Annotated in this window: 21 protein-coding genes and 1 pseudogene; 12 read left to right on the top strand and 10 right to left on the bottom strand. The window is 41.5% G+C overall.

From position 1 onward, the window contains the following. Window positions 1-1,024: 1,024 nt before the first annotated feature. Window positions 1,025-1,651 (top strand): recombinase family protein, encoded by a 627-nt coding sequence (locus ITG10_RS11515; RefSeq protein ID WP_017632365.1) that lies wholly within the window; start codon window positions 1,025-1,027, stop codon window positions 1,649-1,651. 236 nt (window positions 1,652-1,887) lie between these two features. Here the strand turns inward: ITG10_RS11515 and ITG10_RS11510 are convergent, their stop codons facing one another. Further along, the gene (locus ITG10_RS11510) at window positions 1,888-2,067 is read right to left on the bottom strand and encodes a hypothetical protein (RefSeq protein ID WP_017632364.1); all 180 of its coding nucleotides are present in this window, start codon (window positions 2,065-2,067) and stop codon (window positions 1,888-1,890) included. 121 nt (window positions 2,068-2,188) lie between these two features. After that, entirely contained in the window at window positions 2,189-4,549 is a 2,361-nt protein-coding gene (locus tag ITG10_RS11505; protein WP_248386402.1) for a DEAD/DEAH box helicase, read from the bottom strand. Window positions 4,550-4,739: 190 nt separating this feature from the next. Here ITG10_RS11505 and hipB (ITG10_RS11500) point away from each other — a divergent pair, with 190 nt between their 5' ends. The 9 genes and pseudogenes from hipB (ITG10_RS11500) (at window position 4,740) to ITG10_RS11460 (ending at window position 13,425) form a co-directional block, all read left to right on the top strand. Beyond that, the gene (gene hipB / locus ITG10_RS11500; protein ID WP_017632363.1) at window positions 4,740-4,982 is read left to right on the top strand and encodes a type II toxin-antitoxin system antitoxin HipB; all 243 of its coding nucleotides are present in this window, start codon (window positions 4,740-4,742) and stop codon (window positions 4,980-4,982) included. Window positions 4,983-5,147: 165 nt separating this feature from the next. Then, window positions 5,148-6,479, top strand: coding sequence for an AAA family ATPase (locus ITG10_RS11495; protein WP_248386401.1), 1,332 nt, complete (start codon window positions 5,148-5,150; stop codon window positions 6,477-6,479). Between the two features lie 259 nt (window positions 6,480-6,738). Then, complete coding sequence (locus ITG10_RS11490) at window positions 6,739-7,041, top strand: helix-turn-helix transcriptional regulator (RefSeq protein ID WP_017104942.1); 303 nt, start codon at window positions 6,739-6,741, stop codon at window positions 7,039-7,041. Beyond that, entirely contained in the window at window positions 7,025-8,338 is a 1,314-nt protein-coding gene (locus ITG10_RS11485) for a HipA domain-containing protein (RefSeq protein ID WP_248386400.1), read from the top strand. Before ITG10_RS11490 ends, ITG10_RS11485 begins: the two co-directional genes overlap by 17 nt. A gap of 924 nt (window positions 8,339-9,262) precedes the next feature. Then, the gene (hipB, locus tag ITG10_RS11480; RefSeq protein ID WP_017110259.1) at window positions 9,263-9,511 is read left to right on the top strand and encodes a type II toxin-antitoxin system antitoxin HipB; all 249 of its coding nucleotides are present in this window, start codon (window positions 9,263-9,265) and stop codon (window positions 9,509-9,511) included. Then, window positions 9,511-10,464 (top strand): annotated as a pseudogene (locus ITG10_RS11475) (HipA domain-containing protein); the annotation flags it as partial. The gene hipB (ITG10_RS11480) and the pseudogene ITG10_RS11475, both read left to right, overlap by 1 nt. A 229-nt stretch (window positions 10,465-10,693) precedes the next feature. Continuing rightward, complete coding sequence (gene istA / locus ITG10_RS11470) at window positions 10,694-12,226, top strand: IS21 family transposase (protein ID WP_017632332.1); 1,533 nt, start codon at window positions 10,694-10,696, stop codon at window positions 12,224-12,226. A 10-nt stretch (window positions 12,227-12,236) separates the two neighbouring features. After that, the gene (gene istB / locus ITG10_RS11465) at window positions 12,237-12,977 is read left to right on the top strand and encodes an IS21-like element ISVch3 family helper ATPase IstB (RefSeq protein ID WP_016785948.1); all 741 of its coding nucleotides are present in this window, start codon (window positions 12,237-12,239) and stop codon (window positions 12,975-12,977) included. 19 nt (window positions 12,978-12,996) lie between these two features. Then, the gene (locus ITG10_RS11460; RefSeq protein ID WP_348983556.1) at window positions 12,997-13,425 is read left to right on the top strand and encodes a HipA domain-containing protein; all 429 of its coding nucleotides are present in this window, start codon (window positions 12,997-12,999) and stop codon (window positions 13,423-13,425) included. A 416-nt stretch (window positions 13,426-13,841) separates the two neighbouring features. Here ITG10_RS11460 and ITG10_RS11455 read toward each other — a convergent pair whose 3' ends face one another. The 8 genes from ITG10_RS11455 to ITG10_RS11425 all read right to left on the bottom strand — a co-directional run bounded on the left by ITG10_RS11455 (window position 13,842) and on the right by ITG10_RS11425 (window position 21,810). Beyond that, window positions 13,842-14,390 carry a hypothetical protein gene (locus ITG10_RS11455; protein ID WP_017631304.1) on the bottom strand — a complete coding sequence of 183 codons (549 nt, stop codon included), beginning with the start codon at window positions 14,388-14,390 and terminating at the stop codon, window positions 13,842-13,844. A gap of 280 nt (window positions 14,391-14,670) precedes the next feature. Further along, window positions 14,671-16,308: an MFS transporter gene (locus tag ITG10_RS11450; RefSeq protein WP_017631303.1), complete on the bottom strand. Its 1,638-nt coding sequence runs from the start codon at window positions 16,306-16,308 to the stop codon at window positions 14,671-14,673. A gap of 67 nt (window positions 16,309-16,375) precedes the next feature. Further along, window positions 16,376-17,128, bottom strand: a complete 753-nt coding sequence (locus ITG10_RS11445) for a glucose 1-dehydrogenase (protein WP_017631302.1) — start codon at window positions 17,126-17,128, stop codon at window positions 16,376-16,378. A gap of 535 nt (window positions 17,129-17,663) precedes the next feature. After that, entirely contained in the window at window positions 17,664-18,098 is a 435-nt protein-coding gene (gene tnpA / locus ITG10_RS11440; protein ID WP_017633274.1) for an IS200/IS605 family transposase, read from the bottom strand. A gap of 203 nt (window positions 18,099-18,301) precedes the next feature. Further along, window positions 18,302-18,874: an SDR family oxidoreductase gene (locus ITG10_RS11435; protein WP_017632211.1), complete on the bottom strand. Its 573-nt coding sequence runs from the start codon at window positions 18,872-18,874 to the stop codon at window positions 18,302-18,304. Then, window positions 18,871-19,053: an SDR family NAD(P)-dependent oxidoreductase gene (locus tag ITG10_RS26305; protein ID WP_017632212.1), complete on the bottom strand. Its 183-nt coding sequence runs from the start codon at window positions 19,051-19,053 to the stop codon at window positions 18,871-18,873. Before ITG10_RS26305 ends, ITG10_RS11435 begins: the two co-directional genes overlap by 4 nt. Before the next feature lie 177 nt (window positions 19,054-19,230). Then, on the bottom strand, window positions 19,231-20,427 hold the full coding sequence (locus ITG10_RS11430; RefSeq protein ID WP_017632213.1) for a hypothetical protein: 1,197 nt from the start codon (window positions 20,425-20,427) through the stop codon (window positions 19,231-19,233). A 198-nt stretch (window positions 20,428-20,625) separates the two neighbouring features. Further along, on the bottom strand, window positions 20,626-21,810 hold the full coding sequence (locus tag ITG10_RS11425) for a hypothetical protein (protein WP_017632214.1): 1,185 nt from the start codon (window positions 21,808-21,810) through the stop codon (window positions 20,626-20,628). 235 nt (window positions 21,811-22,045) lie between these two features. Between ITG10_RS11425 and ITG10_RS11420 the strand changes: the two genes are divergently transcribed. Together ITG10_RS11420 and ITG10_RS11415 are read left to right on the top strand one after the other, a co-directional pair. Beyond that, the gene (locus ITG10_RS11420) at window positions 22,046-22,918 is read left to right on the top strand and encodes a LysR family transcriptional regulator (RefSeq protein WP_017632215.1); all 873 of its coding nucleotides are present in this window, start codon (window positions 22,046-22,048) and stop codon (window positions 22,916-22,918) included. Between the two features lie 165 nt (window positions 22,919-23,083). Next, window positions 23,084-24,178 (top strand): outer membrane protein transport protein, encoded by a 1,095-nt coding sequence (locus ITG10_RS11415; protein ID WP_164913312.1) that lies wholly within the window; start codon window positions 23,084-23,086, stop codon window positions 24,176-24,178. Window positions 24,179-24,280: the final 102 nt, after the last annotated feature.

Below are 24,280 nucleotides of genomic sequence, written 5' to 3'. Positions count from 1 at the left end.
ATATTCATATGTAAGTTCCTTGGAACACTGTTCAACAGCCTATAACCAAAATTCCACAGATGGCATTAGGGGACGAGTATTTAATTACCGATGAACATGGACGCTTATGTTTAGTGCCTATCAATTTGATATTAAGGTTACGTTGCCTATGCCAGAACTCCACTGGTGGAATTTTGGGGGTGGTGTTGCATTATCAATGAATATTGAAGCTTATGTTCAACACCTACCAAATTGAGATTAAGGTTACGTTACCTATGCCAGAGTACCACTGGTGGGGTTTTGGGAATTGGTGTTTCACTACAAATGAATATTGAAGCTAATGTTCACACCTACCAAATTGAGATTAAGGTTACGTTGCCTATGCCAGAGTCCCACTGGTGGGATTTTGGGAATTGGTGTTCACTACCAATGAATATTGAAACTGATGTTCAGCACCTACCAAATTGAGATTAAGGTTACGTTACCTATGCCAGAGTCCCACTGGTGGGATTTTGGGCATTGGTGTTTCATTATCAATGAAAATTGAAGCTGATATTCAACACCTACCAAATTGAGATTAAGGTTACGTTGCCTATGCCAGAGTCCCACTGGTGGGATTTTGGGAACTGGTGTTCACTATCAATGAATATTGAAACTGATGTTCAACACCTACCAAATTGAGATTGAGATTAAGGTTACGTTGCCTATGCCAGAATCCCACTGGTGGGATTTTGGGAATTGGTGTTTCACTACCAATGAATATTGAAGCTAATGTTCAACACCTACCAAATTTAGATTAAGGTTACGCTGCCTATGCCAGAGTCCCACTGGTGGGATTTTCATATACTCCCTCCCCCATGAACACTGTTCTTACCCTAACTATAGACTTTGGTATTTCTAGCTACAGAAACTTAGCCTTAAATAATGGTTCTTATGGGTATACCCATCACATCTATACGAACCAATAGTTCATTTGGTTTAAAACACAACTTAAATGAACTATAGTTCATAAAGATATCTAAATGAACTAGCGGGTAATGACGGTATGATTTATGGCTATTTGAGAGCTTCAACTTCAGAACAAGATGCAAATCGAGCGAGAGCTTACATCGATACATTTGCTGATAAGCAAAAGGTTAGAGTGGATAAGTACTTCGTTGAAAACGCATCTGGTCGAGATTTTGACCGACCAGTTCTGAATCAGATGATCGACATTGCCAAAGATGGCGACACCATCCTTGTTGAGCAGTTAGATCGATTAACGCGTCTGTCTTCTGATGATTGGGAAAGACTGAAAAACAAGCTAGTTCAATCTGGAGTATCTATCGTTGCGCTTGATATTCCTACAAGCTATCAACTTCTGAAAAAAAGCGACTCAGTCACTGATGAACTTACCAGCATTATCTTCAAGAAAATTAATGAACTTCTTTTTGATGTGCTCGCTGTTATTGCTTCAAAGGACTATGAAGACCGCAGAAGAAGGCAGGCAGAAGGGATTGAGAAAGCCAAAAAAGACGGTAAATACAAAGGTAAGCAACAAACTCAAGAAACCATTGATAAATGTACTTTGGCAAACGAGTACATATCCAAAAATGGTCTTTCACAAGTAAATGCTTGTCAGCTAGCTGGAGTGTCTATTTCAACTTGGCGGAGATTTCACAAAAGCAACTAAAACTAACTCTTGATACGTATCTAATCATTAAGGGACGTGTATTCTATCGTTGCGCACGTAAGTAACGAGTTGGGGTGATCTAAGGATCGCTTTAATTAATACTAAACTTTCAGTAGTTCTGCACCAGTACTGTGCAGATATGAAGAGATTGATCAGAAGTTCCGTTAATTTAAATGAATTATACTGAACTTTCGATCTTTCAGCATAAAATTTGAGTAATTACAGCGATCCTTAGATCACCTTGCGTTACCACGTTTTGCTTCTTGACCGTCCGAGCTTTCACTCACCGAGTGACGCGTAGTGTAAAGTGCTTTTGATTGCCATAATTTTAGTCGCGGGTCATTCCGTTGCGCTTCAAAATCAGTATTTCTCATTAACTCTTTTATGTCATATTTTAACGGCTTACGTTTCATCATCAAAAACACCTTAATCAATCATACTAATAGTCTAGCTTCACTTTAACTGCAATCACAATGTTTGATCTCATAAGCAAACAATGGACAGCATCCACCCTTATGTAACTTCAGTCTCACTCAACTACTCAGATGCAGTATCTACAGGCAAGTCTAATGAAGGCTGATAACCACGTCCTTGTACTTCCTCTTCAAAACCAAGGGCTTTATAGCCTTTCTCTCGCTTCTTAAACATTCGTTGTAGCATTGGTAATTTAGTATCTACGTAGTCAATCACCTTCACTTCTGTTTTACCTTGATATTGCCTTTGAATTCGTCCTATATACTGTATTAACGAGCCTTTCCACGATACAGGTAGCGCTAAGATCAATGTATCAAGTCTCGGTAAATCAAACCCTTCACCGACAAATTTTCCTGTGGCAACAAGTACCTGAGCTGAATCGAGCTGCTCCATTACTTGTTTCAAAGACTTTTTCTTCATAGCTCCAACAAGTAGCTGAGCTTTAACGCCCTCTTCAATTAAAGCATTATAGAGAGTGGCAGCATGCTCTCTTCGTTCAGTCAAAATGATAGGAACTCGACCTTTCAAGATTTCAGATTGAGTATCAGATAAGATTTGCTTGTTTCTCTCTGGGTTCTCCATAAGCCAACGATAAACTTCTGAGATATGTGGCTTTGATTCATCATTAGTCAGAGCAAGCTGTGGGACATACGCTAGTTTTCTACAATGCAGTATCTGTTGGAATTGAAATGCTTTATCAACCTTGATCGTGTGTCTCACCCTACCCAATTGCATGAAAATAATGGGTTGATGCCCATCTCTACGTTCTAAAGTCGCGCTTACTCCATAGACATATTTCGCATGAGCCTCTGACAACACGCGTTCATATTGCGGTGCAGATAAATGATGGCATTCATCAACAATGATCTGACCATACTCCTGTATTATTGGGTTTACAGTATTATCACTTCGGCTTATCAGGCTTTGATAGGTAGCAATATCGACTTGAGCTGTTGGTTTTTTCCTTGCCCCAGTATAAATACCGATATCAATGCCGTCAGAGAAGGCTGTTAGACGTTCCTTCCATTGGTCTGCGAGTTGCTTGCTATGCACTAAAATCAGCGTATTAACTTTGCGTTGAGCTATCAGACCGATAGCCGTCACCGTCTTACCGAAAGCAGTTGGAGCATGTAGCACACCGCAATCAAACTTAAGCAAGGAGTCCACTGCTTTTTGCTGTGATTGTCGTAACTCACCCTGAAAGTTAACTAACTCCAACCTCTGCCCAAGCGTTCTTTTATCAACGAGATCTACCTTGATATGCAGATCCGCCAAGATTTCCTGTACATCATCAAGGCAGCCTCTAGGTAAGCTTAAATAGCCATTATCTAACTCCGCTAAGCATATAAAGCGAGCTATACCATTAGTTGAAAGACGCATGCCTTGCGCTTTAAAAAACTTGGGGTTAGAAAATGATGCTAACTTTTTGAGTCTAGCGACTAATGGATTAGGAAGCTCTGAGAGAGGTAAATAAATGCGGTTTGCCAATACTACGGTTACGTTTGACGGACACCCATCAATGCCCGATGTTGGCAATACGTTACGTTCCCATGGTTTCAAGTCATTAACGTCTGGTTGTTTAGCTTTTTTATCTATAGCCGATATCAGCTTTTCAAGTTTAGATACTGGTACTTTCTGAACTGATTTTAGTGCCAACCATTGATCGGCATAGGCTTGACCAAAACGATCCAAAAACACTGAGTTTTGATTAGCCCTTGCTTGTTTTTGTAAGGGTAAAGCGATTAGATTGCCGATACCGCCAGTGGGTAAAACATCCTGATTAGGGAAGAGTCGGTCATAAGAATCAAAAGCTAATGCACTATGGATTTGCATCGCTTTGTCTAAGAGAAGAAAGCCTAACTCTCTTGCATCCTTTGCTGTTGTTGCGGATTCAAAGAAAATCCAGACATGCGCTCCTTTACCTGAACGAGAGCGCTCCCACAAACAATCCAGAGCATAAAACTCACACGCTTCAACATAAGCTTGAGATGCCTGAAGCCAGTCGCTTTTATCAAAATCTATGGCTAATAAGAAACACGAATTGTCAGGCTGTATAGGATATAAGCCAATGACTTCAGCGCCAGTTAAGTGACGATAGATCGCATCTCTATCCAAAGGTTTAAAAGCTTGATTCAAGCACTCTAAACACTTTACCTTCGGCTTTTCACATATCCCTTGCTGCCACTCATTGGAGCAAGCTATTGAGTAACCATTTCGACCTGCCGCGTTTTGCCAACGATTAGCGAAACAGTGGTGATTTCCTCGGAAGTAACTTTGAAATAGTTCGATTTTCTGTCCTGGAGTTAACAGAGTTTGCTCTGGATTCACAGTACTAGACAGTAACTCATTTCGTCTTTTCTCAAGCTGAGATAGCTCGGATTTCAACTGTTCAATTCTTTGATTTACTGACTCAAGCTCATCCATGCTAAATATCATCCTGTATATAGATAAGTCAAAGCCAAGGGCTTTGATTGTTCTACTTTATTCCCTAGTAGAGCGACTCTTGGTTTTATCCCAACAAAGGTATAATGTTAATAATATACCCTAGTAGGGATAGTGCTGCTTGAATCCCTTGTGAAAAGTAAGCATCAATAATCGTAAGGAATGACGAATTGTGATTTATAGTCCACAGCAACTCGCTAATAGTTTACTGCTAATACGACAAAAAAATAAATGGACTCAGTCCGAAGTGGCAAAGAGAGTCGGCATAAAGCAAGCTACCATTTCTAACTTTGAAAATAGACCAAATAAAGCCACGCTCTCTACCATGTTTAAAATCATTCAAGCCTTAGATCTGACAGTAAAGATTGAAACAAGAAATGAGAACAACGGCATTCTTGATGAGGAAGATTGGTAATATCGCAACGTCCCTTGTATCAAATCAAAAATCAACATTTTAATGCGCATACAAAAGAACATTTCCCACACTTTTATGCGCATAAAAGTGTAATATCAATACACAAACAAGCGCATTAATATGATAAGGTGAGATTAAGCGTAACCAAAATACGAGCAACATGGTATGAAACGATCAATCTTAGACAAACTGCTGAGCTGGAAAAATAAACCATCAAGAAAACCGCTCTTGATCGATGGTGCCAGACAGACGGGTAAAACTTATCTGTTACAGGAACTACTAGGTCAAAATTTTAACAAAGTTATAAGAATTGATTTCTTAGAAGAGCCGCAGTTCAGAGAAGCATTTTCTAACTCTCTAAATCCTGACGATATCATTACCAATATTGAACTATTAACGGGAGAGGTATTTGACCTCGCCACTGATCTACTGATCCTCGATGAGATAGGTGAGTGTCCAAAAGCGGTCACTGCCTTGAAGTATTTTTCCGAGAAAGCACCACAAGCTTATATTGCAGCAAGTGGCTCTAACATTGGTTTACTTACATCCTTTCCTGTCGGTAAGGTTGAACAACACAACTTAAGACCATTAACATTTAAAGAGTTTCTTTGGGCAAGTGAAGAAAAGCCACTCATTAAAGCATTTGAGCAGCAAGTGAACTCTGAAGTTGCACATACAAAGCTATTCGGCATGCTTACTGATTATTACTTTGTGGGCGGAATGCCTGAAGCTGTTGATGCTTGGTTTACTCATTCAGACAGAAGTATCATTGAACGAACGGAGCTTGTTTCAGACGTTCAAAGCAACTTAATTCAAGGTTACTTAAGAGACTTTGGCAAGTACTCGGATAAAGTCGATGCCACACTTATAGAGTCCGTATTCAGAAACATTCCTTCACAGTTATCGTCAGTATTTGATGATTCAGTAAAACGTTTCAAGTTTAAAGGCGTCCATCAGCGTAAATCTCGATATGCTGAATACGAAAGTGCCATTACATGGCTACATAAATGCAGACTAACCTTGAAGAATTACCCTATCGATGGGCAACCTAGATCGCCCTTATCAGCCTATCAAAAAGAGAATGCTATAAAGCTGTTTCTATTTGATGTAGGACTACTTAATCACATGCTCGCGACAAATTACCGTGAAATAAAGCAACAAGGGTACGAATACAAAGGCTACGTTGCTGAAAACTTTGTTCAACAAGAACTTGCAGCACTGGGCTACGAACCGACTTTTTCATGGGGGGATGCTAGAGCTGAGATTGAGTTTGTCATTGCCGATGAGGTTGGTCGTATAATTCCTATAGAAGTAAAGAGTGGCAAAAGGACTCGTGCTAGGTCACTGCAATCCTATATATCGAAGTGTAAGCCACACAAGACAATCAAACTAACAGGAACACAAGGCTCCAATGCACTAGAGCAAGACAATGTTGTAATGCCTTTGTATTACACACAATACTTGAACGACCACCTTAAGGTTCCGATAGAGAGTTAGCCATACTTTAGGTAGCTCAAAGCCCCATGGCTTTGAGTTCTCTATTGTTCTTTCATTACATAAAGTAAGTCACATTAGACTTTTAATAAGATCGCCAAGTTTACAAGCATAAAAGCTCACTACTGTAGACTTTTATGGAATAACTCAATGTACTCGCCATAAAGGTTAACTTTAATAGACTTTTATTTAAAATCTACGTATAAACAACTTAAAAGTCTACCAAGGTATACTTTACCGTATCATGCTATATGGAGGTTCCATGGTTAAGAAAGTAAAAGCAACTGAGTCACCAGATCTAAGCCAGGTGTTCACACCATCACTACTTGGTGAGGCGATCAAAGCAAAAAGAACTCAAAGTAAAATCACCCAGCAAGATGCAGCATTGCTTTCTGGTGTTTCAAAACAAACCTACATAAAAATTGAACAAGGCAGCTCCGATATTAAACTAACCTCTTTAATGAAAGTTGTGTCTGCTCTAGGGATAAAGATATCGATACAACCATGGCAAGACTTAGATGCTTCAGTCCCATCACAGGAGAAAGGTAATGACGTCTGGGTCTAATCAATACATCCTCGATATAGTCTATAGCCAGCAAGTCATAGGCAAGCTATCACTGAGTAAAGAAAGTGATGCTCTATCTGTAATCTACAAGCAAGATTGGATTGATAATGGGTTTCCCATATCGCCACACCTTCCATTTAACTCTGATATACCATCAGTCAATATCAGGAGGTTCTTACAGAATTTGCTCCCTGAAAATAAAGGGTTAGATTATTTGATCGACTTTCTTGGCGTATCACGTTCAAACGTATTTGCACAAGTTGGTGGTATTGGAACAGATACATCAGGTGCCATGATGTTCTTATCCGAAGGTGTTTCTCCTGTTCAAACTGAAACCTCTTTCAACCCAATCAATGATAGTGAATTAATTAAGAAACTATCTGACCCTGAGCTTTGGTATTTAGAAATATGGGAAGGAAAGCCAAGACTATCTGTAGCGGGGGTTCAATCTAAGCTAAACGTTTTATCTATCGATGGAAACTTAGGGTTTGGAGAGGGTGAACTATGCTCAACTCATATTGTGAAGTTCGAAAAAAATGACCAACAACACCTTGTCATAAATGAATTTGTGACGATGAAGTTAGCGAAGCTAGTTGAACTAGATGTTGCTGATGTTGAGTTGCGGTATTTTGACCAATTTCCAGCCTTAATTGTAGAGAGGTTTGATCGAAAGCTATTTAGCTCAACAAGTGTGAAACGAAGGCATATGATCGATGCCTGTCAAGCTTGTAACCTAGGTGTCGATAGAAAATATGAACGAAACTTAGGTAAACAAAGGGATGTCAGTCATATTCGTGATGGTGTCAGCTTTGCCCGACTTTTTTCGGTAACAGAGCAATGTGAAAACCCATTAGCGGCAAAACTAGCGATCCTAAAGTGGGCAATGTTCAATCTCTGCATTTATAACGCAGATGCACATGGCAAAAACTTCAGTTTCTTTGTCCAAAAATCGGGCTTAACACCAACGCCACTTTACGATCTAGTCAATGTAAGAATGTACCCTGAATTTGAGCAGGATCTTGCGATGGCAATTGGGGATGAATTTGACTCAGATTCTATTAATGCCTACCAACTTGTAGAGTTTGCTGACGATTGTGGTATTTCACCAAAATTGCTTCAACAGAGCCTAGTAAAGATCGCAAATGACGTTATAAAAAACATTGATGATGCTATATCTCTCGTCACTCCTACTTCTGATTCACAATTACCTTATTTAAACCGATACCGTGAAATCGTTGTGGCTAGATGTAAGCACTTCCTTAAACAATCACCACTCATCACTGAAATTGAGCTTTAATTTATAGATAAGCTATCTAATCAGAACATAGAAAGCACAAAGAGCAAAAGCTCTTTGTGTTACCTACTTGATGATTATCGCTGCCAGTTCAGTTCCTGATTAGGAAGTTGAACCGATAGTAATCTGAAGAAAAGCGTGATTTACGTATCAAAATCAGACATAAAATCACGTATTCCCCAGTTTATTCCCAAGCTATATTCCAATTAGCACAAAGCCTTATACAGCAAGGGATAGAGCCATCTGTTTGCTTTTCAAAATGCTCCACCAAACGTTTGGAAAGGGCGGTAACTCACTGAGTTATCGCCCTTTTTGTATTTATAATCATTAATTATGCTATTCGTACTAAAAGAAGGTACTAAACGCGCCACCTTTCACTCCCGGTAAAAGGTACCTTGCACTTTCGCTTTCAAGCCCCCTCTCGCTTTCAACACACCTTCAAAAGTCGTAAATAAATCAAACGTAGCCTCCGCACATCCAACTTGGATGATGCTAATGCCTTGCGTTACCATTATTTATTTCTTAATCGCCTGTGCTTTCACTCACAGGGGGACGTACAGTTTAAAGTACTTTTGATTGCCATGACTTTAGTTTCGAACCACCTCATTGCGCTTCAAAATCAGTATTTCTAATCAACTTTGTGTGGCATATTTGATCTACTTACGTGTAACCATCATCTCACCTTACCCGCACGGATAATCGCTAGTCGACAGAAGAACTTAGCGACAAGTCTAACAAAGGCTGGTATCTACCTTCTTGCAATACCTCTTTAAGCTAAAGGCTTTGATAATCCTACTTTATCCTCTACAAGGTATATAGCTTGCAATATCCCCTATAAGGTATAAAGTTATATATATCCCTTTGTTGGGATAGAATGACCAATATCCTCTCATGGGGATGAAACCTCATAGTAAGGAGTGATAACTTGTGATTTATAGCCCACAACAATTAGCCAATACTTTACTGCTAATACGCCAAAAGAATAGGTGGACTCAGTCTGAGCTAGCAAAAAAAGTAGGGATAAAACAAGCAACCATTTCGAACTTTGAAAATAGACCAGAAAAGGCCACTATTTCAACAATGTTCAAGCTTATCCAAGCATTAGATCTCACCCTTAAAATCGAACCCAAAGATGCAAAAAATAGTCAAAGCACTGTTGATGAGGAAGATTGGTAATGCAACAGCTTAATGCCTATATGAATGGTGAGTTGGTCGGTACTCTAACAAAGCAAAACAATGGCTCTCATGAATTTAAATATAATGAGTCTTGGCTAAGTAACGACAAATCTCGCCCATTATCTTTATCTCTTAAGCTACAAGTACCTACGATAACTTCTGATGCCGTTATCAACTACTTCGACAACCTACTACCAGACAATATTGCTATACGTAATAGGATTGTTGCTCGCTATCAGACAGCTTCAAACCAGCCTTTTGATCTTCTAAAGGAAATTGGTAAAGACAGCGTAGGTGCCATTGCTCTGCTCCCACCAAGTCAACCATATATCGAGAACAAACTATCATACGAACTTCTTGATGAATCTCGGCTTGAAAAAATCTTAGCTGCCCATCATTCCGATATACCATTAGGTATGATTAAGGAAGAAGATGACTTCCGAATATCTGTTGCTGGCGCTCAAGAAAAAACAGCATTACTAAGGTTAAATGGAGCTTGGTGTTTGCCCAAAGGGAACACACCTACAAGCCATATCATTAAACTGCCTATAGGTGAAATTAAACAGCCCACCTCTATTTTAGATCTGACTGAAAGTGTCGAGAATGAGTTCATCTGTATTGAGTTAGCTAGAGAGCTGGGGTTTGATGTGCCGAAAGTCGAGATCATCACAACCCATAATTATAAAGCCATTGCTGTTGAGCGCTTTGATAGACGTTGGATTAAGGATCGTACACAACTATTGCGCCTTCCTCAGGAAGATATCTGTCAAGCTAAAGGGATCCCTTCATCTATAAAGTACGAAAGTGATGGGGGACCAGGAATAGCCGATATTATGAAGCTACTTGAAGGCTCATCAAATGCACTGGAAGACAGGTATAACTTCATGAAGTTTCAAGTTTTCCAATGGGCTATAGGCGCTATTGATGGGCATGCAAAGAACTATTCAATATTTGCGTATTTCGGAGCATTCCGAACAGCCATTTCGGTATGACCCGAACACCTATTTCGGTTTAATCCGAACGCACATTCCGCGATTATCCGAACACTTTTAAGCGAACTCCGAAATCAGCGTTCGGAATAGCGAAAACCGCGTTCGGAATCCCCGAAATCCTTCCTTTTTCTCTTTTAAATCAATAGCTCGCTATTCTTTACTTCTTAAACAAGAACGTAAGGAAGCGACAATGGCTAAAAAGAGAACTCCAATGAACAAAATCAAAGAGATATTACGCCTTAAGTATGAGTGTGGGTTGTCCTACCGTAGTATTGCTAGTTGTCTCAATGTCAGCCTTGCAACAGTCTCAGAGCTTGTCGCTCGCTTTAAGCAAAGTCAGATAGGCTGGCCTCTCCCAGATGGTTGCAGTGATACAGACCTTACCAAAGCCCTATATCATTCGAAGCAAGCCAGTCGAAATAAGGTTATGCCAGACTTCGCTCAGTACGCTGTCGAACTTAAGCGTAAAGGCATGACAAAGATGTTGTTGTGGCAGGAATATCACGAGCAATATCAAGAGCAAGCCTACGCTTACACTCAGTTCTGCGAGCACTTTACTCGTTGGTTCAAAACCCAAAAGCGCAGCATGCGCCAGCTTCATGTTGCGGGTGATAAGTTGTTTATCGATTACTGTGGGCCGAGGCTTCAGGTGGTCAACCCTGATACAGGTGAAGTGCGCGAAGCAGAAGTGTTCGTGGCGACCTTAGGTGCGTCCAATTACACCTATGTTGAAGCCTTCCCAAGTCAAGGTAAGTCATACTGGTTAGAGGCGCATGCCAATGCGTTCGAACACTTCGATGGTGTACCACAGCTCTTGGTTCCCGATAATCTTCGCAGCGCGGTCAGCAAAGCTAACCGTTATGAACCGAGGCTTAATGAAAGCTATCAAAAACTGGCAAATCACTATCAAACTGCCGTAATGCCAGCTCGCCCCTACAAACCGAAAGACAAAGCCAAGGCAGAGAATGCTGTCCTCCTCGTTGAACGTTGGATCATGATGCGACTTCGCCATCAAACCTTCCATACCTTCAAAGAGTTGAACCTCGCCATCCGTGAGCTTATGAATGACTTAAACGAACGTGAGATGAAGCAGTATGGTGCGAGCCGCAAAGCACTGTTCGACAAACTCGATAAACCCGCGTTAAAGCCCCTTCCTAAGCAGAGGTATCTATATACCGAAACCAAGCGAGCCAAAGTTGGGCCCGATTATCACATCGAATATCGCCGCCATTACTACTCGGTACCCCATCAACTTGTTGGCCACTATGTTGAGCTGGAAGCCTCCAACCGTCTGGTGCAGATCTACCATCAAGGTAACTTAGTCGCCCAACATCCACGCAGCCAAAGAGAACGCGGAAATAGCACCAACGCAGAGCACATGCCGAGTAATCATCAACACCAGAAATGGTCGCCCGGACGCTTGCTCAACTGGGGATCCAATATAGGACCAGCCACACGAGAAGTCGTCAATAAGATGCTGAACTCCAAGCCTCACCCAGAGTTGTCTTATCGTTCCTGCCTTGGGTTGCTCAACCTAAGCAAAGCCCATGGCGAATCGCGCCTAGAGCAAGCCTGTAAAGATGCACTGATGCTGACAAAACCCAATTACACCTTCGTCAACAATCTACTCAAGAACAATCGTGAAGGGCAACTGAGTAAAGATAAAACAAACACGCCGAACCTTGTTCACAGCAATGTTCGTGGCCCGAACAGTTATCACTAGGAGAAAGGATATGAACGCACTTAATGACCAACTCAAAACCCTCCGCTTGAGCCATGCAGCGAAAGCGTTAGAGCAGCAACAAGAGCAACTGACCACTTACGCTGAGCTGGACTTCGAGGAGCGGTTAAGCCTGCTTCTGGAAAGTGAGATCTTGAACCGTAACCAGAACAAAATCCAACGCCTAAAACGGCAAGCCAAGCTCAGAGTGGATGCTCAGCCGAGCCAACTTATCTACAAAGAAGGACGAAACCTCAACCGCAAGCAGATGAGCGAACTTCTAACGGGTAGCTATCTACACAAGCACCAGAACATCTTGATCACAGGTCCAACAGGAGCAGGCAAAACGTATCTTGGCTGCGCACTTGCAACCAGCGCCTGTGAACAACAACAGACGGTCAGATACTACCGATTAACTCGCTTGCTTGATGATCTGACCGCAGGGCGTCTGGATGGTAGCTATCAAAAACAGCTTCAATCGTTGGCTAAGAAAGGCTTACTGATCCTCGACGACTGGGGGATGGAAAAACTGCCTCAAGAGCATGCAGGTCACTTGTTAGAAGTGCTTGAAGACCGCTACCAAAACAGCAGCACAATCGTCATCAGCCAACTACCCGTAAAGGAGTGGTACAACATGATCGGCAACGCCACCGTCGCTGACGCTCTAATGGATCGGCTGGTACACAATAGTCATAGAATAGAACTGGGAGGTGAGTCAATGAGAAAACTGGCGCAATCCGAACACTTAGAGTAAAAATAGGGAAAGAGAAAAAGTGTTGGTTCAGGTGTTCGGAATAAACCGAAACAAGCGTTCGCAATCACCGAAATACGCAATATTTATTGAAAAGCAAGGTAGTTATCGCTTAACACCTTTTTATGACATTTTGTCGGCTTACCCTATCACAGGAAAAAAAGGACTGAACATCAGAAAGTTAAAGTTAGCAATGGGGTTAAAAGCAAGCCGTGGTAAGAAATACCAGATAAGCAAGATCTACTCCCGCCACTTTCTTGATACCGCTAATTCAGTTGGCTTTAATTCTGATAGCATGCAAACCATATTAGATGACATGCAAACTGAATTACCTAAAGCAATTGAGCGCCTCGCTGCCCGCTTACCTGAAGGTTTCCCAAAACACATAACCGAAGCTATCTTTGATAACTCTATTGCTATGCTTAACAAATTAAATTTGAGCAAGAATTAGATCGAGAAGATAGAGCTTGATGTGTTTATTGAGCACTCAGCTCAAAACTCATGCAGTAGAGCACACCAAAAACAAGCATTGGTATTAATCTAAACCCGAGCTAACCAATAATAGAAGACTTTGGAAGCACCTCCCGCCAGCTCCACCAAACGTTTGGAAACAGCGTATTATCAGTTAGTTAACGCTTTCTGGTAATGCGCTGTTTTTGTATCTGTGTCATGAAAATCATAGATAAGCCTATAGCTCTTACCCCTCAGGTTATCGAGCTAACTTGGTTCTCCCCCTAGCTCTATATACCTACTATCAAAAGCCTGAATCTCAAATTCTGACCGTACACTTCTTTATTTATCATTCTCTGATTGACCACCATATCGAATTTACAACAAAGCCACGTATGGGATACGTGGCTTTTATAGTCAATGGACCCAATTATCAGCTTCCACTTTATGCTCAAATAATGTGGAGAATAAAACACCACGGATATAATCGACAAAGAGCGCAAAATCGAAGTTTTTAGCCTCAATATTGATAACTTCATCCTCAACGATTTGAATGACGTCTTGCTCCCTCATCATACAAAGTATGAACTGTGGAATTTTGATCGTTTTCGACACTAACTTTCCACATTGAAAAACCAAATTATCAAACTTCACGTCAACAACTTGGTTTGCGTCATAAGAAACTGGAGTGACGTTCATCAACGATGCAGAAATAGCATTAACGACATAATCTTCAAGTGCATCTTTTTTCTGAGTTTTCTGCCTGGCATGTTCAATAAAGTGAACATTTTCTAAGAGAATAAGTTCAATAGTTCGCTTAGGATTTAACAACGGAGAGCAATGTTCTTCGATGTAATCCACAATGACTTTATCAATCAAAACTTCACGTTGCTCTTCACCAACACCGTAAGCAAACTGTGCTTTTTTAGTTAGGCTACTTTTAGGGAAATGAGTACAAACATTCATAGGGCTTCTCCTTCAACTTTAATGTGCAACCAGTTTATCTACACACTCTCACATTGAAGAGGAAAGCTCCTATTTCCAAGCGCTCAAGATCTCATAAAACACGCGTGAATATGCTGTACTACTCTAGTTAAAAAACACCATTGTATTAAAATACAATGGTGGGGGCGTTCTCCAATACGAGTTAAAAAGGCCTTGTCGCTTTATGTGACAAGGCCTATCAAAGCACGCAAACCGGGCTCCAAAGTATAACTACTAGGTTAAAACTCGTGATTGTGTATTTTTACAACTCGACCGGTTCTTTTTTCCGGTCTTGCATCAACGAGTAATTAGGCAACCCATTACAAACAAAGATAGAAAGAGACATCCATACTAAAAGTACAAACATTGTGTATTGAACCGATGCAAGCCTTGAATCCGCAACAATATCTAAGACAGGCTGCCATTCAGATTTCTCAATGACACTATTCTTCATCATATCCACAATCATCTCATTCGATGAAAATGGGATAAGCTTTTGCTCTGATATAACTTGTTGTGTCTGTGGTGATAGCATTGAGTCCTGGATTGAACCCTTTTGAATTTCGCCCGTAAATGAGAACAGCATAATAGAACCTAGAATCGCCACTCCCATCGCTTGTCCGAAATTACGGAACGTTGCTTGAATCCCCCCCGACTGTCTCGCTTCTTTTTCTGGTAATGCATTAGTCACCACCAAAGATGATTGGGAAGCGACAATGCCGCACCCAGTGCCAAAAATGAGCAATGAAACATACTGCCACGCTGTAATACCTTCGACCGAGAAGCCAAAAAACATCAACAGTATACCCACAGAAACTAAAACAAATCCTAATTGGGTTACTCGTTTGCAAGATAGGTGACTTAGTGCTTTTGTTGTCGAGATTGAACCGATAATCATACCCGCCGCAAAGCACACTAATGCAGATGCAGACTCAATGGCGTTAAAGCCAGCGACTAACTGCATGTAGCTTACATTGACAAACGATGTGAAGCCAAACAACAAAAATACCGTCGCACAAAGATATAGACCACGTAGGACCTGTTGATTAGTAATAAAAATTTGGGGTAGCAATGGCGTACCACCAGTGAGTTCAAAGTGCTTTTCCCACTTGATCAGGCCAATCAAAATAGCCACACCAAGCAATACACTAGGTAAAGCCGGGGAAATTCCAAATAGTTGGAAATCACCTATAGGGTCAACAAGCCCCCACTCTGATACCTTCAACAACCCTGTCACAAAGAAAGCTAAACCAATCGCAGCCGCAGCAATACCAACGAAATCAACTCTTCCTTTAAACTTATCAGAATCAATATTTGGAATAATTATAAACACAGCGGCTGTCAAAACGGCACAGTAAATACCTTGCACTGCAAACGCTGCTCTAAAGCCTGCTATATCAATCATCACACCAAAAATGACAGGCGCTAGAGCACTAGCTACACCAAGAAATGCAGCAATAGCAGCAAATGCAATTGCCTGATCTTTTCCTTTATAAATACCTGCCACATTTGCAAGTACCGCAGGTATTAGAAGACAACCAGCAACCCCACAGGAAAATCGAGCAACCGTATTTAACACCATCATATTGGGTGCGACAGCACTAACAAATGCTGAGCTCGCCATTAAAGCAGCTCCTAACAACATTTGGCGTTTCCAACCGATTATTAGGCCTGTTAAGCCGCCTGTTATCATCCCGGCTGCAGCCACCAGTGGATAAATCGCATTTGCCATTTGAATTTCAGCCATGGATGCGTTGAATAATGCGATCATAGCTTCTGTAGATACTGCCAGCCCTGCATTGTCTGACATTGTAGAAAACTGTGCAGCAAGCAGAACAAACAACGGAAACCACTTTTTTAGCCCCGTGTTTTCTGAAGGTGCGAGCGTAGTAGATTTCATAACAAGCCTCTTTATTTTAAGAAAAATGTGCCGCAACTGCGGCACTGAATACAAGCTAGAACCAATATCAGCGGATGAGGTAGCCTCCATCTGCTGCATAGTATTCGCCAGTGATGAAGCTAGCCTTGTCTGAGCTGACAAAAGTCACCAGATCTGCGATCTCTTGTTCTTCTCCTAAACGTCCCATCGCATGAAGCGCTTTTAAGCCTTCGACTTGTTGTTCATTGAGTGCAGCAGTAACTAACGGTGTATTCACATATGCAGGCCCAACACAATTTACACGGATGCCTTCAGCTGCATGATCCAACGCAGCATTTTTAGTCAAACCAACGACTGCATGCTTAGTTGCAACATAGGCGCCTGCACCTTGAAATCCACGCTGACTAAGTACAGAACCGATATTCACAATACTGCCACCGCCACTTTTCCTCATCTGCTCTATTTGCGCTTTCATTCCATAGAACACGCCAGTTAAGTTCACATCCATAACAAACTTCCAGCTCTCAACAGAAATATCACCAGTTTGATGCAGCTCATGACTTACACCTGCGTTATTACATGCGATGTCCAAGTGACCATATTCAGCAACCGCACGCTCCACCAACGCTAAATTATCTTCTAAGCTCGCCACATTCGCATATTGGAAACACGCAGTTCCACCAAACGCCACAATGTGGTTTACAGTATCCATACCGCCTTGTTCGTTAATATCAGAGACTACGATTTTCGCACCTTGTTGGGCGTAATCAATAGCAATGCTTCGTCCAATCCCTGAACCCGCACCTGTAACCACTGCAACTTTATCGTTTAGCATTTTCATAATATTGTCCTCGCATATGGATGAAGAAAAATGAATGACTGATTGATGTTGTTATCGTAATTTTTAGCCTCACGGTGGGCGAGGAAACTCAAGATTTACCAGATGGAAGTAACTCATTATTCATCAAGTACGAAGGGGAAATAACACGAGGCTGGATATTGCAATTTTGAAGTAAATTGAGTAGTGGCCACTGTACTGTCTTGAGATACGTAAAGGTGAGGAGGGTGCGTACTGAAGAAAGCCTCATCATATTCAGAGCACCTAAGCGACCTGCTCTTCTTTTGTGAGTCCACAGGCTCACTGTAGGCCTCAACAAAGTGGTTGAAGTACCGGTGACCGATGTCCTTTTGTGATGACTCCAAGAATAAGCTCAAGGCACTCACCTGACCGATTGACATCCCATACAAAACAACTATAGAGAGAAATACTTTTTTCATTTCATCACCTTCACCTCACTCATATCCAAAGATATAAGTAAATTACCACCTTCTAAAGAAGGTGGCTTTATGTGAGCCCCCTAAAAGGGGGCCTTTGTTTAGTCCAACGCCAATTGCTGCTGCTCCACGCGCTCTTTTTTCTCTTGATGTCTTACATAGCGTCGAATGATTTCTTCATTAACCCCTACGCTATCGACAAAATAGCCCCTTTGCCAAAAGTGGTTACCCCAGAGTTTGTTTCTCCTTAAATATGGAAATTTACTAAAGAGTTTTAAAGCTATTTTGCCTTTCAATACGCCCATCAACTTGGATATCGATAACTTAGGCGGAACTTTTACTACCAAGTGCACGTGGTCAACTTGAACGTTTAATTCAACGACTTCACATCCAAGTTGATTACAGTAAACGTTTATACATCGATAAACTTCTTTACCTACATTGTTTTTCAAAATCCTAAATCGATACTTTGGTGTCCACACTATGTGATATTGACATCTCCAAAATACGTGGGAAGCTTGATTATATCTGCTCATGTTATTTGTCCTCTTTGACTTCGCTAAAAATCAAGGGAGCATTTAACATGGGTAGAACTACAGGCAAAGCCAAACTGAATGATAACCACCTATTGAAGTAGGTGGTTTAGGGCTGAAAACAAAAAAAAGACCAGCCCCGACGGCTGGCCAAAGAAGCGAATAAACGCTCGTTATGAAAAATAGGAGACCATAACAATAGATTTTTAAATAGCTAAATAACCACCATCCACGTTATAATAAGCACCGTTGATGAATCCTGCTCGATCTGAACCTAGGAATGCGACTAGCTCACTGATTTCACGAGGCTCTCCAATGCGGCCAATTGGATGTGCAGCCAATGTAGCAGCCGCTCGCTCTTCATCCGCATCTTCGGTTATCATTGGGGTGGCAATCACACCAGGAGCTACCATATTGATGCGAATGCCATACTTCGCATAATCCACTGCATAAGTTTTAGTTAACCCGACCACCGCATGCTTAGAAGCAATATAAGGAGCACAACCTGGGACTGCAGCTTGACCAGCAATTGACGAAGTATTAATGATCGCTGGGTTTTTAATCCCAGCTGATAAGAAATATTTGATCTGCGTATTCATTGCCAATGCCACGCCACGAACATTCACGTTAAATACTGTATCGAATAAGTTCATATCTTGATCAGCGCCTAAACTACCCGTATCACCAATAATGCCCGCATTATTAAAACAAATATCTACTTTGCCGAATTTTTCAATCGCTAGCTCAACCATCTTTTGATGATCACTTTCAGATGTCACATCCGCGGTCGTAAAAAGCAACGGCTGCTTTCTTCGCTGATAGAAAGAATCTCTGGAGAGATGTTAATATCACCGGCAATAACTTGAGCCCCTTCATCCAAAAAAAGGCGAACACAATCAAGGCCTATACCAGATGCTGCACCAGTGATAATGGCAATTTTGTTTGTTAGTAGAGTCATAATTTATCCTCACTGTTGATGTATTTTTAAACTAAATTCATCTTAATCATCGGCATAGCAATAAACGAGGAAAGCCAGTATTTACCAACCAGAAACTACTTTTATTCGATTGATTTAAAAGAACAAAGCCAGCTATCTAAGCTGGCTTTGGTTACGGTTTTATGACGCATTATTCTCTTAAGCGCTCACATTTTCTTTTACTTGCTCGGCTTCAAACTTTTCAATGAAGTGCCAGAAAGCACTGTTTATTTCATTGAACGCCTCTTGCGCGTTATCCGGAGTGAACTCTTTGTATTTCCAATCAATACCAAAAGTTTGTTCGACTAATTCGACTGTTCGAGCTGTTGCAACCATGGTCCCGTCCTCTCTAATTTCTTGGAAGCCTTCAGCAACATTTCCCTCATTGTTGATAGCAACAAGTTCTTCCAATGTCGTTCCTGCAGGAATCACCACTTCAACGCCATTTGCTCCAACTCTTGCTGGATAGCAGCCTGGCAGACCTTGAGGAGCCGGAACGTTGAGCATTTCTTGAGAATCAAACAATATCGCTTTCGCAATTCGGACAGCGTGAGCGGCAGTTTGTTCTTGATCACTAGCTTGGGCATTGGTCGGCCATGATGTTTCTTTCGGGATATGAGGGAATACGTCTTTCTCAAAGTCGATCTCGTTACTTACGTTTCGACCATTTACAGTGACATCAATATAATAAGGCACCCCCGAGGTTTCTCCGAAGAAGCTCAGAGGCATAACGATAGAGTGGTGCCCAGCCATACGCATTGAAATATCGCGCGGTGATACATTAAATTGCTTAGCTAAAATACGAGTTACCGACGGCTCAATCAGAGCAAAGTCTCCTAAACCACACGTTGGCTCTAACCCATATTTACTTAGCGCCACATGAAGGAAGTCACAGCCAGAACCATTGATTACATGCGTTTTGATTCCACTTGCTTTTACAGATCGCATTAGATTTGTTAGCAATACAGCATGGCCCGGCGCCCATGGTCGTAAACCTGTTCCTACAGGATTTGGATCATAAATCGTCTTGGCTATATCCACAGGTAAGCGCTCACGAATTTTTTGGGCGGCGAGTAAGCTTGCTAAATGAATAATGACATCTGGACGAATCTCTTCTAACTGTTTAGTTGTTTCTTCTACATCCATTAAGTTCATTTTTACTGGTTCAACGACCGGATACGTTGAACCGTCATTTGAATAAAACGCGTTATCTTTAACGCTATTCGCTTTAAATGTGATGTAGTCTTCACGAATGTCGCCGAGATATAACTCTACACCAGGTAACGCACCAACTAAATGAGAAGCAAAAACACCAACACCACCAACACCTGTAATCAATACTCTTTTATTGCTCATAACTTATTCCTCAGTAGCTAAATTGGATAGCGAGATCCTTATCCATAGAAAAAATGACGATCCATATCGACGTAATCATTGTCTTAATATCTTCGAGTCATAGCGACTAAATGCAAGATTTCTAACTAGGAAATCCAACCCGTCAGCAACAAAAAAAGCAGGCTATGACAGCCTGCTTTTTAAAAAGTACAGAATTCGTTACGCTGGATTATTTGCGTGATAATCTTCAACGAAACGATTGAATGCTGTATTGATCTCTTTAAATGCTTCAAAAGCATTGTCTGGTGTGAATGCTTTGTATTTCCATTCAATACCGAACGTTCTTTCGATGATCTCTACCGTCAAATCCGTCGCAACCATAGTGCCATCTTCACGAATTTCTTTGAAACCTTCAGCAACATTACCAGCTCGGTTTACTTCAACCATCTCTTCAAGGCTGGTCCCTTCTGGAACAATCACCTCAACACCGTTTGCATTAACCCTTGCTGGGTAGCAGCCCGGTAAACCTTGTGGTGCTGGGACATTCATGACTTCATTAGTATCAAACAAAATAGCTCGAGCTATCGCTACGCCATGTGCTGCAGTCTGCTCTTGATCTGAAAGCCCAACTTCCGCAGGCCACGTATTCTCATCAATCATCAGTGGGAAGATATCGTTTTCAAAATCAAGCTCTGCCGTGACATTACGGCCTAGCACAGCCACATCAATGTAATAAGGGATATTTTGATTCGTACCCACAAACATTAACGGCATAATCAATGAATGATGCCCTGCTAAATGGATACGAACATCACTTTGTTCAACGCCGTATTTTCGAGAGATGATACGCTTTAACGCTGGCTCACCTAAAGCAAAATCACCGAGGCCACAAGTAGGGGCAAGGCCACGAGACTTTAGCGCTACATGTAAGAAATCACAGCCAGAACCGTTGATAACTTTTGTCTCTTCTAAGCCTGCAGCATGAAGTGATTTCATCAGGTTTACGAGCAACACGGCATGTCCAGGAGCCCATGGACGTAACCCAGTACCGACAGGGTTGGCATCATAAATAGTTTTTGCTATCTCAAGAGGAACAGCTGTTCGAATCTTTCCTGCCGCCAATAAGCTAGCAAGATGAATCACTACATCAGGTTTGATCTCATGCAATTGTGACGTTGTCGACTCCACATCCATTAGATCCATCACGACAGGAGTCACGTTAGGGTATGGTTTTTCAGGATTAGACCACATCGCATTATCTTTAATGCAGCAAGCCTTATGCTTAATGAAATTCTCGCGAATATCTCCCAAGAACAAATCAACACCCGGCAATGCAGCCACCAAATGCGCAGCAAATACACCTACGCCACCAACACCTGTAATTAGTACTCTTTTATTGCTCATAGGAACCTCTCTAACCTGGAACTCTAACGTTATGCAATCGACACCAAATCGGTGTATTTCGCGTTGGATTCAATCTATAAACTTATGATGGATTTAGCGACTAAAGGCGACGTTTCCAAATTGGAAATTGCGTTGAATTATAATATTTGTCGCTTCTATCTCATTGTTTAAATTTTATTTATTTCAAATGAAGAATAGCGCTATGATGAAACAGTCGAATTTGGAGAAGTTTAAAATGAACCTCAACTTAGATCTTCAAAACATCATCGTACTAAAAAAAATGTATGAGCTGCGCAACGTAAAACTGGTTGCTGAAGAGCTTGGAAAAACATCAGGGGCAATCAGCAAAAACCTAACAAAACTAAAGTCTCAGCTTGATGACCCTTTATTTATCCAAACAAAACAAGGCTTTGAACCCACAGCGTTTGTTGAAGCAAACATGGATAACTTTGAGAATATTTTGAGTTATGCGGATTCTATTAAACACCGTGAATTCGCTCCTCAATCATTACGAGAGCCGGTCCATATTTATGCCAATACACTGTTTTGGGATAGGTTTGGCGACAAACTGTACCTGGCATTAATTCAAGACGCGCCGAATGCAAAGTTTTCTTTCCTTCGCTGGGACAACAGCGCCAAAAACAACATGATTGATGGAGAAAAATCTGTCGCGATCCATAGCTTCGATGACGCACTTCCTCAATCTATTGCCCAAAGAGAAATCGGCGAAGATAAAGCGGTATTTTTCGTTAGAGAAGATCACCCCGCGCAAGATATAAAAGCGCTAGTCAAATATCCAATGGTCGTACTAAAGACACCTGGATGGAACGATCATAGATACCATATGCTAGAGAGACTCAGCAATGTTGGCTACCACATTGAGCCGAAGGTTGAAGTTGAACACCCAGTAATGAGTCATAAAATCGTTCTCCAATCCGATCATTTCGGGTTAACCATGACTGACAACGTTCCAAAAGGCTGCCGAGTTATCGACTTACCTAACGTTCAAGGGTTTGATATCACCTATGTTATGAGCTGTAGGCGTGCACAGAAAAACGATCCTCTAAACCAATGGTTGTTTAACACCATATCGTCGGTTTTAAAATAAGCCGATCTTCCCGAAAACCTAAGAAACCAGAATGGTAAATCTTGGGTTTCCTGTTTCTAAACCGAACTCTTCCCTTAATCTTGGTGCGCTGAAAATCCATTTCTGTATATCAACACCAAAGATTAAGAGGAAGTTTCGATGAAGATCTCCAAGACAGCTCTCATTATGTCCACTTTTTTTACGGGTAGCGTAGTTGCTGGCGCAATTGCACTTCCCGAAGTGGCAACGTTTGATAGTGTTTCTTCGGCAGGGATTGCCAACTCAACGAATCGCACGGATGCCTCTGCCATGATCACCAGCCCTGCAGGTTTATCTGCCATAGAAGACCTAAGCCTATCTATTGGTATCCAGTACCTTGATGCAGCTTCTGCGCATGATGGTGACCTTTATGGTGAACATACGACAACTCGAGGGAAAAAACGCACGGTACTACCCAGTGCAGCCATAGCTCAGCGCCTAACAGACAAGATTGTATTAGGTGCGTCATTGCACGGTGAAGGCGGCCTTGGAATGAAATACAACAATGGCTTAATGGGAGGGGGAATATATAGGGAACAATCTGTAGAGATCGCAAACTTACATCTAGGTGCAGCCTATCAACTGAATGAAAAGCTGTCTTTAGGTGGAGCTCTCATTGTACAAAACTTAAGTGCAGAACTTGATATTCCATTAATCATGAACAGCGACGACGATTCAACACGCGCCTCCTTTATGCTGTCTGCAATGTACGATTTCAGCCCTTCCACGTACTTAGCTATCAATTACAAACACGCCACAGAGCACAAACTAAAGCTCAATATTGATGACTACAGATTCAATAAAGAATTCAAATGGCCAAGTATATTAACGGTTGGATTAAGTCATCAAATTGATGAGCAATGGGGAGTAAAATTGCAGACTGGCTTTGAAGAGTGGAAAGCGTACGGCAAGGCTGATGACCGTACCATGAAGAATACCTACCATTTAGGTGGCGCGGTAAACTACACCCAAGGCTCATGGAAGTATCAAGTGGGTGCTCGATACGATAGTAAAGCGATGAATGACTACGATGCAAAACCAGACCTACCACTGGTAGACCAATGGGCTATTGGAGCTGGCTTGGAATACACTCTCACAAACAAACATAGAATTGGCCTAGCCTATGAGTATCGTGATTTGGGAACCCCTGATGTGACTTACTCATTTACTGGTGGCAACGATTACGTGGGCAAAATGACCACACATAGACTGCACTTCCTTAGCCTGTCTTACGCATTTTAAACAAGTCAAAAGGCAAACTAATAAGCATTAACCCGCCAGGAATATTTGAGCAACGCCGATTCTATTCACAGAGATAGGCGCATGCCATTTCTTCTTCAGAGC

Source organism: Vibrio sp. ED004, assembly GCF_023206395.1.
In the GTDB taxonomy this organism is placed as follows: Bacteria; Pseudomonadota; Gammaproteobacteria; order Enterobacterales; family Vibrionaceae; genus Vibrio.
This window is presented reverse-complemented; position numbering and strand designations above follow the sequence as displayed.

Coding starts and splice junctions, on each gene's coding strand:
- ITG10_RS11515 (WP_017632365.1), top strand. CDS start 1,025: ATGATTTATGGCTATTTGAGAGCTTCAACTTCAGAACAAGATGCAAAT.
- ITG10_RS11510 (WP_017632364.1), bottom strand. CDS start 2,067: ATGATGAAACGTAAGCCGTTAAAATATGACATAAAAGAGTTAATGAGA.
- ITG10_RS11505 (WP_248386402.1), bottom strand. CDS start 4,549: ATGGATGAGCTTGAGTCAGTAAATCAAAGAATTGAACAGTTGAAATCC.
- ITG10_RS11495 (WP_248386401.1), top strand. CDS start 5,148: ATGAAACGATCAATCTTAGACAAACTGCTGAGCTGGAAAAATAAACCA.
- ITG10_RS11490 (WP_017104942.1), top strand. CDS start 6,739: ATGGTTAAGAAAGTAAAAGCAACTGAGTCACCAGATCTAAGCCAGGTG.
- ITG10_RS11485 (WP_248386400.1), top strand. CDS start 7,025: ATGACGTCTGGGTCTAATCAATACATCCTCGATATAGTCTATAGCCAG.
- istA (WP_017632332.1), top strand. CDS start 10,694: ATGGCTAAAAAGAGAACTCCAATGAACAAAATCAAAGAGATATTACGC.
- istB (WP_016785948.1), top strand. CDS start 12,237: ATGAACGCACTTAATGACCAACTCAAAACCCTCCGCTTGAGCCATGCA.
- ITG10_RS11455 (WP_017631304.1), bottom strand. CDS start 14,390: ATGAATGTTTGTACTCATTTCCCTAAAAGTAGCCTAACTAAAAAAGCA.
- ITG10_RS11450 (WP_017631303.1), bottom strand. CDS start 16,308: ATGAAATCTACTACGCTCGCACCTTCAGAAAACACGGGGCTAAAAAAG.
- ITG10_RS11445 (WP_017631302.1), bottom strand. CDS start 17,128: ATGAAAATGCTAAACGATAAAGTTGCAGTGGTTACAGGTGCGGGTTCA.
- tnpA (WP_017633274.1), bottom strand. CDS start 18,098: ATGAGCAGATATAATCAAGCTTCCCACGTATTTTGGAGATGTCAATAT.
- ITG10_RS26305 (WP_017632212.1), bottom strand. CDS start 19,053: ATGACTCTACTAACAAACAAAATTGCCATTATCACTGGTGCAGCATCT.
- ITG10_RS11430 (WP_017632213.1), bottom strand. CDS start 20,427: ATGAGCAATAAAAGAGTATTGATTACAGGTGTTGGTGGTGTTGGTGTT.
- ITG10_RS11425 (WP_017632214.1), bottom strand. CDS start 21,810: ATGAGCAATAAAAGAGTACTAATTACAGGTGTTGGTGGCGTAGGTGTA.
- ITG10_RS11420 (WP_017632215.1), top strand. CDS start 22,046: ATGAACCTCAACTTAGATCTTCAAAACATCATCGTACTAAAAAAAATG.
- ITG10_RS11415 (WP_164913312.1), top strand. CDS start 23,084: ATGTCCACTTTTTTTACGGGTAGCGTAGTTGCTGGCGCAATTGCACTT.